Source organism: Pilimelia anulata, from assembly GCF_014647895.1.
Lineage (GTDB): Bacteria > Actinomycetota > Actinomycetes > Mycobacteriales > Micromonosporaceae > Pilimelia > Pilimelia anulata.
This window is the reverse complement of the sequence record NZ_BMQB01000006.1, coordinates 73,083-89,826: the sequence shown is the minus strand read 5'-3', so window position 1 is coordinate 89,826 and position 16,744 is coordinate 73,083. Positions and strand designations below refer to the sequence as shown.

General features: G+C 77.0%; 15 protein-coding genes and 1 pseudogene. 2 read left to right on the top strand and 14 right to left on the bottom strand.

Translation table 11 applies throughout. The features are described from left to right. Positions 1-329: 329 nt before the first annotated feature. The 10 genes and pseudogenes from IEY94_RS14585 to IEY94_RS14545 form a co-directional block, all read right to left on the bottom strand. Complete coding sequence (locus IEY94_RS14585; protein ID WP_189170722.1) at positions 330-680, bottom strand: histone-like nucleoid-structuring protein Lsr2; 351 nt, start codon at positions 678-680, stop codon at positions 330-332. A 274-nt stretch (positions 681-954) separates the two neighbouring features. Next, positions 955-2,460, bottom strand: coding sequence for a lysine--tRNA ligase (gene lysS, locus IEY94_RS14580; RefSeq protein ID WP_189170721.1), 1,506 nt, complete (start codon positions 2,458-2,460; stop codon positions 955-957). 119 nt (positions 2,461-2,579) lie between these two features. After that, positions 2,580-3,356, bottom strand: a complete 777-nt coding sequence (locus tag IEY94_RS14575; protein ID WP_189170720.1) for a type III pantothenate kinase — start codon at positions 3,354-3,356, stop codon at positions 2,580-2,582. 1 nt (position 3,357) lies between these two features. Further along, entirely contained in the window at positions 3,358-4,242 is an 885-nt protein-coding gene (gene nadC / locus IEY94_RS23590) for a carboxylating nicotinate-nucleotide diphosphorylase (RefSeq protein WP_229784035.1), read from the bottom strand. 48 nt (positions 4,243-4,290) lie between these two features. Next, positions 4,291-5,931: pseudogene (locus IEY94_RS23585) on the bottom strand (L-aspartate oxidase); the annotation flags it as partial. A gap of 50 nt (positions 5,932-5,981) precedes the next feature. Continuing rightward, positions 5,982-6,890: a septum formation family protein gene (locus IEY94_RS14565; protein WP_189170718.1), complete on the bottom strand. Its 909-nt coding sequence runs from the start codon at positions 6,888-6,890 to the stop codon at positions 5,982-5,984. A 46-nt stretch (positions 6,891-6,936) separates the two neighbouring features. Further along, positions 6,937-7,365 (bottom strand): aspartate 1-decarboxylase, encoded by a 429-nt coding sequence (panD, locus tag IEY94_RS14560; protein ID WP_189170717.1) that lies wholly within the window; start codon positions 7,363-7,365, stop codon positions 6,937-6,939. A gap of 12 nt (positions 7,366-7,377) precedes the next feature. Next, positions 7,378-8,241, bottom strand: coding sequence for a pantoate--beta-alanine ligase (gene panC / locus IEY94_RS14555; protein WP_189170716.1), 864 nt, complete (start codon positions 8,239-8,241; stop codon positions 7,378-7,380). Continuing rightward, positions 8,238-9,221: a Rossmann-like and DUF2520 domain-containing protein gene (locus IEY94_RS14550; protein WP_189170715.1), complete on the bottom strand. Its 984-nt coding sequence runs from the start codon at positions 9,219-9,221 to the stop codon at positions 8,238-8,240. Before IEY94_RS14550 ends, panC begins: the two co-directional genes overlap by 4 nt. Positions 9,222-9,361: 140 nt before the next feature. After that, positions 9,362-9,928, bottom strand: coding sequence for a GNAT family N-acetyltransferase (locus IEY94_RS14545; protein ID WP_189170714.1), 567 nt, complete (start codon positions 9,926-9,928; stop codon positions 9,362-9,364). A gap of 121 nt (positions 9,929-10,049) precedes the next feature. Between IEY94_RS14545 and IEY94_RS14540 the strand changes: the two genes are divergently transcribed. Both IEY94_RS14540 and IEY94_RS14535 read left to right on the top strand, forming a co-directional pair. After that, a complete protein-coding gene (locus IEY94_RS14540; protein ID WP_189170968.1) occupies positions 10,050-10,991 on the top strand; it encodes an SAM-dependent methyltransferase in 942 nt (313 codons plus the stop codon). Between the two features lie 217 nt (positions 10,992-11,208). Then, positions 11,209-12,333: an NADH-quinone oxidoreductase subunit D gene (locus IEY94_RS14535; RefSeq protein ID WP_189170967.1), complete on the top strand. Its 1,125-nt coding sequence runs from the start codon at positions 11,209-11,211 to the stop codon at positions 12,331-12,333. Between the two features lie 3 nt (positions 12,334-12,336). Here IEY94_RS14535 and IEY94_RS14530 read toward each other — a convergent pair whose 3' ends face one another. From IEY94_RS14530 to IEY94_RS14515, 4 genes are all read right to left on the bottom strand, one after another. Next, positions 12,337-14,409, bottom strand: coding sequence for a hypothetical protein (locus IEY94_RS14530; RefSeq protein ID WP_189170713.1), 2,073 nt, complete (start codon positions 14,407-14,409; stop codon positions 12,337-12,339). Positions 14,410-14,537: 128 nt separating this feature from the next. Continuing rightward, positions 14,538-14,846 carry a hypothetical protein gene (locus IEY94_RS14525; RefSeq protein WP_189170712.1) on the bottom strand — a complete coding sequence of 103 codons (309 nt, stop codon included), beginning with the start codon at positions 14,844-14,846 and terminating at the stop codon, positions 14,538-14,540. 36 nt (positions 14,847-14,882) lie between these two features. Further along, positions 14,883-16,076, bottom strand: a complete 1,194-nt coding sequence (locus IEY94_RS14520) for an ABC transporter permease (RefSeq protein WP_189170711.1) — start codon at positions 16,074-16,076, stop codon at positions 14,883-14,885. Positions 16,077-16,219: 143 nt separating this feature from the next. Next, entirely contained in the window at positions 16,220-16,744 is a 525-nt protein-coding gene (locus IEY94_RS14515) for a DUF3180 domain-containing protein (RefSeq protein WP_189170710.1), read from the bottom strand.

The following is a 16,744-nucleotide window of genomic DNA, read 5'->3' as shown; positions in this document are numbered from 1 at the left end:
CCGGCCACACGAACGCGCTACCTGCTGATCCGCGCCGCCGCCGGGGCGCCGGAGCGGACGTTTTCCCTAACCGCGCGCCCGCGCCGGGGCTTCCCCGCGCGGCCGCTGTACGCGCAGAGCGAAATTACCCCGCCGGGCGGCGGCGCCGCAGCCCGTTGTCCACAGCCTGTGGACAACGCCGGCCGGGCCCGGCCGGCGGCCCCGGACCCGGCCCGGCCCGCCCGGGAACCCGGGCCGGCCCGTCCCCGGAAATCGCTCCCGGAAAGCAGCACGGGCGGCCCGGCGCCGCAGCGCCCGGCCGCCCGTGGCGGCGTGCTGGTGGAACCGGCTCAGCGGCCGGCCCGCGCGTTGTACTCCTCGACGATCTCGGCCGGAATGCGGCCGCGGTCGGAGATGTCCTTGCCCTCCTTCTTGGCCCACGCCCGGATCGCCTTGTTCTGCTCCCGGTCCGACGGCGGGACGCCGCGGCCGCGGGCGGCCCGGCCGCCGACGACCACGCCGCCGCGCCCGATTCGGGTGCCATTGGCGACGTAGTTCTTCAGCGCGTCGCGCATCTTGGCGGCGTTCTGCTTGGACAGGTCGATCTCGTACTGGACGCCGTCGAGCGCGAACTTCACGGTCTCGTCGGCGTCACCGCCATCGATGTCGTCGACGAGCTTGTGGATGATCTGCTTTGCCACTGCGGATACCTTTCCAGGGACCATGCGACCGGGCACGCCTTCGTACGCGCTCACGGCACTGTATTTCCCGACACATTCGCGTGGGTCGGACGCTCTCCGTGAACGATTGCGTGAGCAAACGATCACTCTCCACGATCATTGGCCCACGAACTGCTAAAGCCCACGAACGTCGAACGCGTGATGCCCTGCACAATATCCTAATAGCCGCCGGATGCGTCAATGGGATCCGCAACATGTTTCGCCGGGGCGCGCAGGATCGCCCCGGCGGGGGTGGTTACTCGGCCCGGACCAGGGGGAACAGGATGGTTTCCCGAATTCCCAGGCCGGTCAGGGCCATCATCAGTCTGTCGATTCCCATTCCCATACCGCCGGCGGGCGGCATTCCGTACTCCATGGCCCGCAGGTAGTCCTCGTCCTGGCGCATGGCCTCGGCGTCCCCGCGGGCGGCCAGCTCAGCCTGGGCGCGGAACCGCTCCCGCTGCTCGACCGGGTCGACCAGCTCGGAGTAGGCCGTGGCCAACTCGACACCCCCGAGGACGTACAGGTCCCACTTTTCGGTGACCCCGGCCGCGCTCCGGTGGGCCCGGGTCAATGGGCTGGTCTCGGCGGGATAGTCCCGGACGAAGGTCGGCGCGTGCAGGGTCGGGGCGACCAGGTGCTCGAACAGCTCCTCGGCCAGCTTCCCCGGGCCCCACTTCGGGTCGACGGCCAGTTCGTGCTTCTCGGCGAACCGGACCAGCTCGGCCATCGGGGTGACCGGGGTCACCTCCTCGCCGAGCGCGGCCGAGAGCGACCCGTACAACGTGACGGTGGCCCACTCGCCGCCCAGGTCGTACTCGGTCCCGTCGGCATGCGTGACGACGTGAGAACCGCTCAGCGAATGGGCCGCCGCCTGGACCAACGTCCTGGTCAGCGCGGCCATCGTGTCGTAATCGCCGTACGCCTCGTACGCCTCGAGCATGGCGAACTCCGGCGAATGGGTGGAGTCGATGCCCTCGTTGCGGAAGTTACGGTTGATCTCGAAAACCCGCTCGATGCCCCCCACGACGCAGCGCTTGAGGAATAGCTCCGGGGCGATCCGCAGATAAAGATCCGTATCGAGCGCATTGCTGTGCGTGACAAACGGCCGGGCCGCCGCGCCCCCGTGCAGGGTTTGCAGCATCGGGGTCTCGACCTCGACGAATTGCCGCTCGTGCAGCACCCCGCGCAGCGTCCGGACCACCTCGGCCCGGGCCCGGACGGTCTCCCGGGCGGCCGGGCGGACGATCAGGTCGACGTACCGCTGCCGGACCCTGGCCTCCTCGCTGAGCGGCCTGTGCGCCACCGGCAGCGGCCGCAGCGCCTTGGCCGCGAGGTCCCAGCGGTCGGCCAGCACGGACAGCTCGCCGCGCCGGCTGGAGATCACCTCGCCGGTGACCGAGACCAGGTCGCCCAGGTCGACCAGGCGCTTCCAGCCGGCGAGCCGGTCGGCGCCGACCCGGTCCAGGGACAGCATCGCCTGGAGCTCGGTCCCGTCGCCCTCACGCAGCGTGGCGAAGCAGAGCTTGCCGGTGTTCCGTACGAAGATCACCCGGCCGGTCACCGAGACCGTGTCGCCGGTGGCGGTGTCGGTCGGCAGCGCGGCGTACGCCGCCCGCACGGCGGCCAGGGTGGTCGTGCGCGGCACGGCGACCGGGTACGGGCTGACGCCCTCGGCGAGCAGCTCGTCCCGCTTGGCCCGCCGGATCCGGAGCTGCTCCGGCAGGTCGTCGTCGGCGGTCGGCGGTGCCTGTTCGGTCACGGGGCTTCCTCGCACATCGGGCTCGGGCCGCGGCGGCGTCGCGCGGTCCGGGCGCCGCCGGCGGGGTCAATGGGGACCGCCCGAGCCTACTCAACCCCGCCCGACCCCTTACAACCCGATCAGCGCCCGGCGTCGGCGGGGTGATTGCGGTCGTACACCAGGCGCAGCCCGATCAGGGTGATGTTCGGCTCGTGGTGGGTGATCGAGCGGCACTCGTCCAGCACCACCGGGGCCAGCCCGCCGGTCGCGATGACCGCGCGCAGCGGGCCCAGCTCGGCGCCCATCCGCTCGATGATGCGGTCGACCAGGCCGGCGTACCCGAAGTACATGCCGGCCTGGAGGCATTCGACGGTGTTCTTGCCGATCACCGAGGCGGGCGCGGCCGGCTCGACCTTGCGGAGCTGGGCGGCCCGGGCGGCGAGCGCGTCGAACGAGATCTGAATACCGGGGCTGAACGCGCCGCCGAGGAACTCGCCGCGCGCGCTGATGACGTCGAAGGTGTTCGTGGTGCCGATGTCCACGACGATCGACGGGCCGCCGTACAGGGTGTATGCGGCGAGGGTGTTGACGACCCGGTCGGTGCCCACCTCCTTCGGATTGTCGATGAGCAGCTTCACCCCGGTCCGCACGCCGGGCTCCACGACGAGCGTCGGTACGTGCGGGTAGTACTTCTCGAACATCTTGCGCAGCGCCCGCAGCGCGCTCGGCACGGTCGAGCAGGCGGACACCCCGGTGATCTCGACGGCGTCGCCGGCGAGCAGGCCGCGGTACAGCAGGCTCAGTTCGTCCGGGGTCGCCTCGGGGTCGGTCTTGATCCGCCACGAGTGCACGAGCTTCTCGCCGGCGAACGTGGCCAGCACGGTGTTGGTGTTGCCGATGTCGATGCAGAGCAGCACGTCAGGCTCCCCGTACCCGCAGGTCCAGTGCGATGTCCAGGATGGGCGACGAGTGGGTCAGGCCGCCGACCGACAGGTAGTCGACGCCGGTGGCCGCGTACGCCGCGGCGTCGGCCAGCACCAGCCCGCCGGTGGCCTCCAGCTCGGCCCGGTCGCCGACGGCGGCCACCACCTCGCGCAGCCGGTCCGGCGGCAGGTTGTCGGCCAGCAGGAAGTCGGCGCCCGCCCCGACGGCCTCGACCGCCTCGGCGACCGTGGTGACCTCCACCTGCACCGGCACGTCCGGGAACGCCGCCCGGACCCGCCGGTACGCCTCGCCCACGCCGCCGGCGGCGAGCTTGTGGTTGTCCTTGATCATGGCCACGTCGTACAGACCCATCCGCTTGTTGGTGCCGCCGCCGACCCGGACCGCGTACTTCTCCAGCGCGCGCAGGCCGGGGGTGGTCTTGCGGGTGTCCAGCACCCGGGCCTTGCTGCCGTCCAGCGCCGCGGCCCAGCGGCGGGTGTGGGTGGCGACGCCGGCGGCGCGGCAGAGCAGGTTCAGGGCGCTGCGCTCGGCGCCCAGCAGCGCCCGGGTCGGGCCGCTGACCACGGCGAGGACGTCGCCGCGGGCCACGGCGTCGCCGTCGGCGGCGCGCAGCTCGACGGCCACGTCCGGGGCCACGGTCTCGAAGACGGCGGCCGCGACCCAGAGGCCGGCGACCACGCCGTCGGCCCGGGCCACCACGTCTGCGGTGTCCCGCTGGTCGACCGGGATGGTCGCCTCGCAGGTCACGTCGCGCCACGGCGTACCGAGGTCCTCGTCCAGCGTGCGGGCGACCAGGCGGGCGACCCCGGCCGGGTCGAGGCCGCCGGCCCGCAGGGCCGCGGCGGTGCGGTCGCGCATCGCTCCTCCGTTCGTCGGGGCGGCGGCCGGGGCGGCCGGCGCCACCGGGCGCCAGGCGTCCCGCCGGCTCCCGTCCGGGTCGAGGGTGGCCACCAGGTGCCCGCGCCAGCGGTCGGCCGCCTCGGGGAAGTCCTCCCGCCAGTGGCAGCCGCGGGTCTCGGCGCGGGCCGCGGCGGCGCCGACCAGCAGGGTCGCCACGGTGGCCAGGTTCGCCATCTCCCAGCTCGCCGTGCCGGCGGGGGCCGGGGCCGCGGCCAGCTCGACCAGGGCGGCGGCCGCGCCGGCCAGCGAGTCGGCCGAGCGCAGCACGCCGGCGCCGCGGGTCATCGCCCGCTGCAGGGCGGCCCGCCCGGCCGGGTCGACCGCCGCGGCCGGGCCCGCCGGCGCGGGCGCCGGGTCGGCCTGCGGGGGCAGGCCGGCGGCGATGTCGTCGACGATCCGGCGGGCGAAGACCAGGCCCTCGAGCAGCGAGTTCGAGGCGAGCCGGTTGGCGCCGTGCACGCCGGTGCAGGCCACCTCGCCGCACGCGTACAGGCCGGGGATCGACGTGCGGCCGGCGAGGTCCGTGACCACCCCGCCGGAGGCGTAGTGGGCGGCCGGGGTGACCGGCACCAGGTCGTGCGCCGGGTCGATGCCGGCGGCCCGGCAGGAGGCGACGATCGTCGGGAACCGGCCGTGGACGAACCCGGCGCCCAGGTGCCGGGCGTCCAGGAAGACGTGGTCGGCGCCGGTGGCCAGCAGCTCGCGGTGGATGTTCTTGGCGACGACGTCGCGCGGGGCCAGCTCGGCCAGGTCGTGCCGGCCGACCATGAACCGGCGGCCGGCGGCGTCCACCAGGTGGGCGCCCTCGCCGCGCAGCGCCTCGGAGACCAGCGCCTGCTGGGCGGCGGCCGGGCCGGCCACGCCGCCGCCGACCGCCAGCGCGGTCGGGTGGAACTGCACGAACTCGATGTCGGTGACCGCGGCGCCGGCCCGCAGCGCCAGCGCCACCCCGTCGCCGGTGGAGACGACCGGGTTGGTGGTGGCGGCGAACACCTGGCCCATCCCGCCGGTGGCCAGCACGACCGCCCGGGCGAGGATCGCGCCGACGCCGTCCTCGCTGCCCTCGCCGAGCACGTGCAGGGTCAGCCCGCAGGCCCGGCCGTCGGCGGCCCGCAGCAGGTCCAGGACCAGGGCGTGCTCGACCAGCCGGATCCACGGGTCGCGGCGGACCGCCTCGTGCAGCGCCCGCTGCACCTCGGCGCCGGTGGCGTCGCCGCCGGCGTGCACGATCCGGTCGGCGTGGTGGCCGCCCTCGCGGGTGAGCATCAGCGAGCCGTCCGGGTGCCGGTCGAACCGGGCGCCCCAGCGCATCAGCTCGCGGACCCGCTCCGGCCCCTCCTCGACCAGCACCCGGACCGCGGCGGGGTCGCACAGCCCGACGCCGGCGACCTCGGTGTCCGCGGCGTGCGCGGCGGGGGTGTCCAGCGGGTGCAGGACCGCGGCGATGCCGCCCTGCGCCCAGCGGGTCGAGCCGTCGTCGATGTTGACCTTGGTGACGACCGTGACGTGCAGGCCCGCCTCGCGCAGGTGCAGCGCCGCGGTCAGCCCGGCGATGCCCGAGCCCACCACGACGACGTCCGTCGTCTCCGACCAGCCCGGGTCGGGGGCGGCCAGGCGGACGGGCAGGGCGGGCAGGGGCGGCCTCATGGCCTCATTCAACCCGGCCGGACCCCCGGCGCCCAACGCCGGGTGCGCCATCAGCGCTCGGGCAGGCCCTTGACGCCCGCACCCTTGAGGGACTCGGTGAACTTGCCGGTGTTCACGTACAGGTAGCAGCGCACGCCGCGGTTCCCCGCCTCCCAGTCCTCCTCGGTGTTGGGGACGGCGACGGTGCCGGTGCGGTAGCGCAGGTTCGCGTCGTTGGGCACCTTCACGTACGTCGCCACGACCGCCCGGCAGCGGGTGTGCATCCGCTCCCAGTCCGGGCCGGTCGTCGGGTACGCCAGCGCGGCCGGGGCGGTGAACACGCCGACGAACTCGCTGTTGTGCCGGCCGGTGCAGGCCACCGGGGTCATCTTCGTGATCGCGCCGGCGGCCGAGGCGGTGACCCGGTAGCAGCCCAGGTCCAGCGGCGACGCCGTGGCCAGGCCGTCGGCCAGGGTGCCGGAGCGGTTGATCAGGTCGCCGAAGTCCTCGACGTTGGCCACCTCGCCCAGCTCGCACCGGTACCAGCGGGCGCCGCCCGCCCAGCCCGGGCTCGACGGGACGGTCACCCCGAGCCACAGCCGGCCGTACCGGAAGTCCTTGCCGAGGAACTTCGTCGCCTCCTTGTCGCAGGTGGCGTACGCGCCGCGGTACGCCGCCGACGACGTGGTCGGCGGGGACTTGGCCTCGGCCGCGGTACCGGTGAACCCGCCGACGTGGATCGTCTCGGTCTTGTGCGGCTTGTCGCAGTCCACCGGCTCGTACGCCGCCCGCGGCCCGGACTCGGCGAACGCCGCGTGGCAGGTCTCGTCCCGCGGGGTGAACGTGGTCAGCTCGGGCAGGTCTGGCCACTCGTCGGCGAGCACGCCGTCGATGCCCGGCGGGCGGCCGGTGCCGCAGGCGGCGAGCGCGCCGAGCAGCGCCGGGACCAGCGCCGCGCGCAGTGCCCGTCCGACCCGCATCCGCCCTCCCTCGCGCACCGCTTCCGCCGGGGCGCCGCGGGCGCCCCTATCCGACCGTAGCGGCCAGGTCGCCCCGACGCAGGTCACCGGGCATTCCGGGGGCCGCCGCGGCGGGGTCGGCGCCCAGCTCGATGATCCGGTTGTGGGCATCGACGTGCACCACCCGCGGCTCGTACGCGCGCGCGGCGGCGTCCTCGAACTGCCCGTACGAGATCATGATCACCAGGTCGCCGGGGTGCACCAGGTGGGCGGCGGCGCCGTTGATGCCGATCACGCCGCTGCCCCGCTGGCCCGGGATCACGTACGTCTCCAGCCGGGCCCCGTTGGTGACGTCGACGATCGCCACCTGCTCGCCGGCGAGCAGGTCGGCGGCGTCCATCAGGTCCTCGTCGACCGTGACCGACCCCACGTAGTGCAGGTCGGCCTGGGTGACGGTGGCCCGGTGGATCTTGGACTTGAGCATCGTGCGGATCACGGCGGTCTCCCGTCAGCGCGTGGGGGCGAGGTCGAGGGGGGCGTTGTCGATCAGTCGGGTGGCGCCGACCCTGGCCGCGACCAGCAGTCGGGCCGGGCCGGCGGCCGGGGGCGGGCCCAGGTCCGGGTCGGTCAGGACCAGGTAGTCCAGGACCGGGTCCGCCGGGCCGGGCGGGTCCGGGGCGGGCGGCAGGTGGGCCCGCGCGGCGGCCAGCGCGCCGGCCGCTCCGGCGCCCGCGGCGGCCGCCGCGGCGCCCGCGCGCAGGGCCGCGGACAGGGCCAGGGCGGCGGCCCGCTGGGCCGGGTCGAGGTACCGGTTGCGGCTGGACAGCGCCAGCCCGTCCGGCTCCCGCACGGTCGGCACGCCGACCACCCGCACCGGTACGTCCAGGTCGCGGACCATCCGGCGGACCAGGGTGAGCTGCTGGTAGTCCTTCTCGCCGAAGAACGCCAGGTGCGGCCGGGTGAGCTGGAGCAGCTTCAGCACGACGGTCAGCACGCCGGTGAAGAAGCCCGGCCGGCTGGCGCCCTCCAGCAGCTCGCCGGGCGGGCCGGCGGAGACGGCGGTGGCGGGCCGGCCGGCGGGGTACAGCTCCGCGGCGTCCGGGGCGAAGACCAGGTCCACGCCCTCCCGGGTGCAGATGGCCAGGTCGGCGTCGAGGGTGCGCGGGTACCGGTCGAAGTCCTCGGCCGGCCCGAACTGCAGCGGGTTCACGAAGACCGTGGCGACGACGCGGTCGGCGGCGGCCCGGGCGGCGCGCAGCAGGGTGGCGTGGCCCTCGTGCAGCGCGCCCATGGTCATGACGACGGCGACGGTGCCGGGGAGGGCGTCGCGGGCGGCGGCGAGCGCGCCCCGGTCGTGCACGAGCCGCGTCACCGCGCACCCCCGGCCGGGTCGGTCGGGGTGGCGGGCGGGTCGGCGAGGGCGGCGTGCAGGGCCGCGGTGGTCGCCGGCGGGTGGGCGGCGCGGTCGGCCGCGCGGCGGGCCAGCGCCCGGTACGGCGCCGCGATCCCCGGCGCGGTCCGGTCCAGGTCGGCGAGGTGGGCCCGGACCGTCGCGGCGTCCCCGCGGGCGACCGGGCCGGTGAGCGCGGCGGCGCCGCGGGCCAGGACGTTGTCCAGCGCGGCGCGCAGCAGCGGGGCGAGCAGCGCGGCCGGGTCGGCCACCCCGGCCCGGCCGGCCAGCTCGGCGGCGTCGGCGACGAGGGTGACCAGGTGGTTGGCGCCGTGGGCGAGGGCGGCGTGGTACCGCACCCGGTCCGCCTCGGCGATCCACTCCAACCGGCCGCCGAGGTCGGCGACCAGCCGCCGGGCGACCGCCCCGGCGCCCGGCGAGGCGGTCGCGCCGAACGTCACGCCGGCGGCGAGCCGGGCGGCGTCGCCGGGGTCGCCCACGAAGGTCATCGCGGGGTGCAGGGCGAGCGCGCCGGCGCCGCGGTCGAGGGCGGGGGCGAGGACGCCGAGGCCGTACGCGCCGGAGAGGTGCGCCACCACCCGGCCGGGGCCGACGGCGGGGGCGAGCGCGGCGACGACATCGGCGACGGCGGCGTCGGGGACGGCGACGACGACGAGATCGGCGCCCTCGGCGGCCGCGCGGGGGTCGGCGACGACCCGGGCGGCGGGCGGGGCGGGATCGGCGGCGGTGCCGGCGGTGAGGTCGTGTGCCAGGCGGGCCGCGGTCCCGGGGGTGCGGCCGGCGACGGCGATGATGTGGTGGCCGGCGGCGGCGAGTGCCGCGGCGACGGCGCTCCCGGCGCGGCCGGGGCCGACCAGGGCGACGCGGAGGGCGGGGCCGGGGGGCGGCGCGGTGCGGGGGTCGCCGGCCCGGCTGGCGGGCGGGCGCACGGGTGCGCTCATGTCGTGATCCAGTCCTGGACGGGGTACCGGTCGAGCGCCAGTATGCGCCCGCCCGGACGCGATCCCACCATCCCTGTGACCAATCTCCCGCCGCCGGATACGCCACGTTTTGCCCGGCGCGCCGGCAGCCGCCCGGCGGGTCAGCCGGACCGGGCGGCGCGCCACTCGTCGGCGAGCAGGGCGTAGATCAGCTCGTCGGTCCACTCGCCCTTGATGTACTCGTTCCGGACGAAATGGGCCTCCAGCCGCATGCCCAGCCGCTCCAGCACCCGGGCCGACGGGCGGTTGCGGGCGTCCAGCCGGGCGTGCACCCGGTGCAGGCCGGCGCCGTCGAAGGCCAGCGGGAGCAGGGCCGCCGCGGCCTCGGTGGCGTACCCGCGGCCGCCGTGCTCGGGGAGGAACATGTACCCCAGCTCGCCGCCCAGGTGCTCGGCGCTGCGGTGGAACAGCAGGACCTCGCCGAGGTACGTGCCGTCGGGCAGGGTGACGGCCAGCTCCAGCGCGTCCCCCTCGGCGGCCAGCACCCCGCCCCGGCGCACCTTGCGCTCCAACTGCACCCGCGCCTCGGCCTCGTCGCGCGGGCCGAACAGCAGGTACCGGGTGACCTCCGGCAGCGACTGGATGTGCCGCACGTGCGGCAGGTCGGCGGGCGTGTAGGGCCGGACCACCAGCCGCTCGGTGCGCAGCGGCTCCGTCAGGTTGACCATGACCGCGACCCTACTGCCCGCCCGGCGCCCCGCCGAGCGCGTTTCCGGCACCGCCGGCCGGCCGCCGGGGCGGGGCCGCGTAGCGTCGGGCGCCGTGGGCGGCGAGACGTGGCGGGCGGCGATGGAGCGGGCGCTGTACGGGCCCGCGGGGTTCTTCCGCCGCGGCGCGCCGGCCGACCACTTCCGGACCAGCGCGCACGCCTCGCCGCTGTTCGCCGGCGCCCTCGCCCGCCTGGTCGCGACCGTGGACGCGGCGCTCGGCCGGCCCGACCCGCTCGACCTCGTCGACGTCGGCGCCGGGCGGGGCGAGCTGCTGCTGGCGCTCGCCGCCGCGCTGCCGGCGGGCGTCCGGGCCCGGCTGCGCGCCGTCGCGGTCGAGGTGGCGCCCCGGCCCGCGGGGCTGCCGGCGTGGCTGGACTGGCGGGCCGCCGCGCCGGACGCGGTGACCGGCGTGCTGCTGGCGACCGAGTGGCTGGACAACGTACCGCTGGACCTGGCCCGCGCCGGCCGGTACGTCACCGTGGACGCCGCCGGGCGCGAGGGCCGCGGCGGGCCGCTGGCGGCCGCCGACGCCGCGTGGTGCGCGCGCTGGTGGCCGGGCCCGGGGCCGGCGGAGATCGGCCGGAGCCGGGACGCCGCGTGGGCCGGCGCGGTCGCCCGGCTGCGCCGGGGCGTCGCGCTGGCCGTCGACTACGGGCACACCCTGGCCGACCGGCCCGCGGGCGGGAGCCTGGTGGGGTACCGCGGCGGGCGGCGGGTGCCGCCGGTCCCGGACGGGCGCACCGACCTCACCGCGCACGTGGCGCTGGACTCGGCCGCGGCGGCGGCCGGGGCGCCGTACCGGCTGGTCCGGCAGCGGGACGCGCTGCGCGCGCTCGGCGTCGACGGCGGCCGGCCGCCGCTGGAATCGGCGCACCGCGACCCGGCGGCGTACCTGCGCGCGCTGGCGGCGGCCGGCGCGGCCGGCGAGCTGCTGGACCCGGGCGGGCTGGGCGGGCACTGGTTCCTGCTGCACCCGCGCGGCCTCGGCGACCTCGACCCGCTGGCGGCCGGTCCGGGGTAACGCGGCCGCCGGCCCGGGGTGGCCCGCGGACCGCCGGCAGGGGGTAGCGCGCTGGCCCGCCGGCCCGGAATGGCAACGGCCCCCCGGCCCGAATGGCGCGCGGGCGCGCCGGCCCGGGATGGCGCCGGCTGGCGGTCCGCAGTGGCGCGTGGGCCGCCGGGCCGGCGTGGCGGGCGGCGGATGGGAGGATGGGCGGGTGCAGGACAGCGCGCGGGAGATGGTCGTCGGCACGCAGGGCGGGGTCGCGGCCACCGACATGGTGCTCAACATCGGACCGCAGCACCCGTCCACCCACGGCGTGCTGCGGCTGCGGCTCGTCGTCGACGGCGAGCGGGTGACCGCGTGCGAACCGGTCGTCGGGTACATGCACCGCGGCGCCGAGAAGCTGTTCGAGGTGCGCGACTACCGGCAGATCCTCGTGCTGGCGAACCGGCACGACTGGCTGAGCGCGTTCAGCAACGAGCTGGGCGTGGCGCTCGCGGTCGAGCGGCTGATGGGCATCGAGGTACCGGAGCGGGCCACCTGGCTGCGCACGGCGCTCGCCGAGCTGAACCGCGTCCTCAACCACCTGATGTTCCTCGGCTCGTACCCGCTGGAGATCGGCGCGATCACGCCGGTCTTCTACGCGTTCCGCGAGCGGGAGGCGCTGCAGGAGGTGCTGGAGGAGGTCTCCGGCGGGCGGATGCACTACATGTTCAACCGGGTCGGCGGGCTCAAGGAGGAGGTGCCGGCCGGCTGGACCGGGCGGGCCCGGGCGGCGATCGACCTGGTCCGCCGCCGGCTGCCCGACCTGGACAACCTGATCCGGCGCAACGAGATCTTCCTCGCCCGTACGGTCGGCGTGGGCGTGCTGTCGGCGGCGGCCGCGGCCGCGTACGGCGCGTCGGGGCCGGTGGCCCGGGCGTCCGGGCTGGACCTGGACCTGCGCCGGGACGAGCCCTACCTGGCGTACGGCGAGCTGGACGTCCCGGTCGTCACCCGGACGGCCGGCGACTGCCACGCCCGGTTCGAGGTGCTGCTGGACCAGGTGTACGCCTCCCTCGACCTGGCCCGCACCTGCCTGGACCGGGTCGACCGGATCACCGGACCGGTGAACGTCCGGCTGCCCAAAGTGGTCAAGGCGCCCGAGGGCCACACCTACGCGTGGACCGAGAACCCGCTCGGGATCAACGGCTACTACCTGGTCTCGCGCGGCGAGAAGACGCCGTACCGGCTCAAGCTGCGCACCGCCTCCTACGCCAACGTGCAGGCGCTGGCCACGCTGATCCCCGGCTGCCTCGTGCCGGACCTGATCGCCATCCTCGGCTCGATGTTCTTCGTCGTCGGCGACATCGACAAGTAGCGCCTACCAGGTCTCGCCCGCGCGGTAGCCCTGCGCCGCGTAGCCGCGGGCCTCGTCGCGGTAGCTGGGCTGCGCCCCGGCCGGGCGGGCGGCGGCGTCGGCGTACCGGTCGCGGCGGTTGTGCGCCGACGGCACCGACCGCTCCGCGGCCCGGGCCTCGGCGGCGCGCGCCTCGGCGATCCGGGCCTCCTCGGCGTGCCGGGACTGCTCGGCGTACCGGGAGCCGGCGGACCGGGACTCGGCCGGGCGCTGTACGTTCCGCGCGTCGGTCCAGCGGGACTCGCCGCGCGGCTCGGCCCAGCGGGTCTCCGGGCGCTGCTCGTACCGGGCGTCGGCGTACCGGCCGGCGAACCGCTCCTCGGCGTGCCGGTCCTCGGTCCAGCGGGGGTTGCCCGCGGTCTCGGCGTACCGGGTGGCCTCCTCCTCGGCGTGCCGGGCGGCGGCGCGCTCGGTGTACCGGGACAGCTCCTCGTACCGCTGGGCGCGGTGCCGGGCGGCGCCGTACCGGGTCGGCTCGGCGTACCCGGCCGCGTCGGCGCGCTCGGCGTACCGGCCCTCGGCGGGCTCGGCGCGGTCGGCGTAGCGGCCCTCGGCGGGCTCGGCGCGGTCGGCGTAGCGGGCGTCGGCGGGCTCGGTCCAGCGCTGGTCGGCCGGCTGGTCGGCGGCGGGGCGCTGGTCGGCGTACCGGGGGTCCGCGGGGCGGGCCTCGGCGCGGCGGTGCTCGGCGGGCCGGGGGTCGGCGTGGCGGGGGTCGGCGTGGCGGGCGTCGGGCTGGCGGGGGTCGGCTCCGCGGGGGTCGGTGTAGCGGTCGTCGGCCCAGCGCCGGTCGGCGCGCGGGTCGGGCCAGCGCTCGTCGGCGGCGTGGGTCACGGCCGGGATGCCGTAGCCGTCGGTCCGGGCGGCCTGCAGGTCGGCGTAGCCGCCGGTCGCCGCGGCGGCGCGGGGGTCGGCGTAACCGTCGGTCGCCGCCGCGGCGCGGGGGTCGGCGTAGCCCTCGGGCAGCGCCGCGCGGGGGTCGGCGTAGCCGTCGGTGGCGGCGGAGCCGTAGCCGCCGTCGGGGTAGCCCGCGACCCAGCCCTCGGCGGCGGGGTGGCCCGCGGCGGCCCGGGCGGCCTCGGCACCGTAGCCGGCGCGGTCGGTGCGGCCGGGCACGTACCGGGTCCCGGCCGGCTCCTCGGCGGCCCAGCGGGCGGCGTCGGCGTACCGGGCGTCGGCGGCCCGGCGCGGGTCGGCCGGCGGCTCGGTCCAGCGCGGCGCGGCGGGCTGCTCGGCCCAGCTCTGGTCGGTCCAGCTCTGATCGGCTCGGCTCTGGTCGGTCCGGCTCTGGTCGGCCCGCGGGTCGGCGGCCCACCGCTGCTGGTCGGCCGGCTGGCCGGTCCAGCCCCGGTCGGCGCGCTCGGCCGGCCACTGCTGCTCGGCGGTCCACCGGCCGTCCCGCTCGTCGGCGTACCCGGCCCCGTACCGGGGTCGGCCGCGGCCGTCGGTCTCCGCCCAGCGGGACCCCGCGGCGCCCGACCGGCCCCGGTCGTTGACGGGGTCGCGTCGGGCGCTGCCCTGCAGGTCGTTGGCGTACTGCCAGTCACCGTCGCGCTGCTGCTCGATCATCGCGGGTACCTCGTATCGGGGTTGCTCGGACTCGGGCTGGTCGTCGCCGGGCCGGTCGGCCCGCGCTTGCGGGGGCGGTTCGGGCGCCGCGGCGGGCGGGCCGGTCTCCAGGTGCGTGATCCGGGCGCGCAGGTCGGCCACCTCGCCGGCCGAGCCGTGCTGCTTCTCGACGAGCGACTTGTGCACCGCCCGGACGGCCGTCTTGATGTCCTCGCGCAGGTCCTCGCGCAGCGCGTCGCTCTCGTCGAAGATGGCTTCCTCGACGCGGTCCAGGCTCGCCATGCCGCCGCGCAGCGTGCCGGACAGCCCGATGACGACGACCGCGAGGACCGCCACCACCGCCGCGATCCGCAGCCCGCCGTCACCGTCAGCGAACAGGATCATCAGTGCGGCGACCGGTGCCGCGACGACGCCGCCCCAGAACAGCAGGGAGCGGGCGCCGCGCACGGATGCGGGGTCGACGCTGGGCATGCGAGGAACGCTACGGACGGTAATGCCCGATGGGAATGCGCTGGTGCCGTTCCGGCACGGTCAGCGGCCCGGCCCGATCCGGCCGGGGTGAACCGGGCGCCGGCCGGCCGACAGGGGAACCGGACGCCTCAGCCGGGGTCGCCGCCGCGCAGGTACTCGATGAAGGCCGCCCGCAGCAGCGGCTCGCTGGCGCCGTACCCGTGGCCGTGGAACTCCCGCCACATCGCCACCGCGTCGTCGACCGTGGCGCCGTACGCGCCGAGCGAGCCGTCCAGGTCCTCGACCGCCGCCGCGTGCGGCAGGTGCTGGATGACCGACCAGAAGAACCGCAGGTCGACCCGCTGGCGGGCGCGGGCGAACGCCCGCTGGCGCAGCTCCTCGGTGGGCAGCGCGTCGAGCGCGGCGACGTCCGGTGCGGAACCCTCGGCGGTGCTCATGCGCCCACCCTACCGGCGGGTCGCCCGCCCCACCGGTCAGCGGCGGTCGGGGTCGCCGACCCACGACTCGCGCGTGGGCGCGTCGGACCAGCCCGCGACGGCGGGCGGGCGGCCGTACCGCTCGACCAGCCGGGTCACCACCAGGCCCCCCAGCACGGCCAGGGCGGCGAGCACGTACGGCGGCTCGGTGACCAGCGTGCCGACGGCGACCACGAGCAGCGTGGCGAGCAGGGTGCCGGCGATGCCGCCGCGCCGCCCGTACGCGCTGACCCCGCCCAGCAGGGCGATGCCGAGGGCGAGGCCGGTCCACTGGAGGCCGCTGTTCGGGACGACCGGCTCCCCGGCCAGGGCGGTCAGCGCGGCCCCGCCGGCCGCGGCGAGCGCGCAGCTCGCGGTCAGCGCGGCGGTCACGACGGCGGCCGCCGCCCCGCCCCGGCGGACGGCCGGGTCGCGGACCGGCCGGAACCGGCCGAGCACCCGGCGGAACCGGCGGCCCGCCCCGAGCAGGCCGAGCAGCACCAGCGCGACGCCGACCGCGGCGGCCAGCGGCAGGGCGTGGGTGAGCAGGACGTACCCGTTCTGCGGCTCGACCGGCGCGGAGCGGCCGGCGACCAGCGCGGCCGCGGCGAGCGCGGCGGCGGCGGTGGCCGCCCAGCCGGGCACCTGGAGCAGCCCGACGAGCAGGCCGAGCAGCAGCCCGACGACGGCGGCGGCGCCGACGGCGACGACCGCGGCGGTCAGCGTCCCCTTGTCGCCCTGCTCGGCGACGTGCAGCGCGGCGGCGACGCCGATCGGGCCGATGGCGAGGTTCGCGGCGCCGGCCCGCAGGCTCACGTCCGCGGCCAGCGCGAGCAGCCCGAACCCGGCCGCGGTGACCAGCAGCGCGGACCGCGCGTCGCCGGCGAACCCGGCCGCGTCCCGCCGGTACAGCAGCGCGACCGCGAGCGCGGCGGCGACCAGCAGCGCGGCCTCCCAGAACAGGTGGAAGCCGAGCCGGTCGCGGCCGGGCTCGCCCTGCTCGGGGTCGTCGAAGACCCGGTCGAGCACCTCGGCCGGGACCGCCGCGGGCGGCCGGGCCGGGGCGGCCGGCAGCGGGCGGGGCGGGTCGCGGAAGTCCTTGATCCGGTCGTATGCGGTGCGCTGCTGCGGTACGCGCGGGTCGTCCACCTCGTCGACATAGGGTGGGAACTGGGCGAATGACGTGCCCTCGTCCCGGTCGCCGTAAGCCATGACCCTGCCTTCCGCTCGTCTCCCGGCGCACGCTACCGGCACGAACGGTCAGCCGTAACCGGATGTCCGGCTGGTTACCGCGGCCCCGGCCCCGGGCGGCCGCGGAGGGTCACCCGGGCGTCGCGCGGCGCTGTCGCGGCGGGTCAGGCCGGGGGCGCGGGCGGGGGTTCGGGGTCGTCGTCGCGGGGCGGGACGCGGCAGGCGCGCTCCAGCAGCAGGCCGCCGGTGACCAGGGCGAGGGCGGCGACCGTACCGGCGACCGCGACCGGCACGTCGGCCGTCCGGGCCTCGGTCGAGCCGGCCCGGGCCTGCTCGATCATCAGCCAGACCAGCGATCCGCCGTACATGCCGGCGAACACCGCGCCGGTGACCGACGACGCCTTGGCCAGCACGGCCAGCCGGGCGACGAGCAGCGGCGCGGCGACCCGCCGGCCGGCGACCCGGGCCCGGGTCTGCGCGGCCAGCACGAACGCCACGACGGCGAGGACGGCGCTGCACGCCGCCGGTACCCACGGCAGCGCCGGGAGCTGCCCGTAGAAGCGGCTGATCAGCAGCCAGGACAGGGCCAGCGTGAGCAGGCCGGCGAGGACGAGGGTGGACGGGCTGGTGGGAACGAGGCCGGGGCCCCGCGGCGGGGGCGGGTCCGGTGGCTGGTCCGGTGCGCTCAT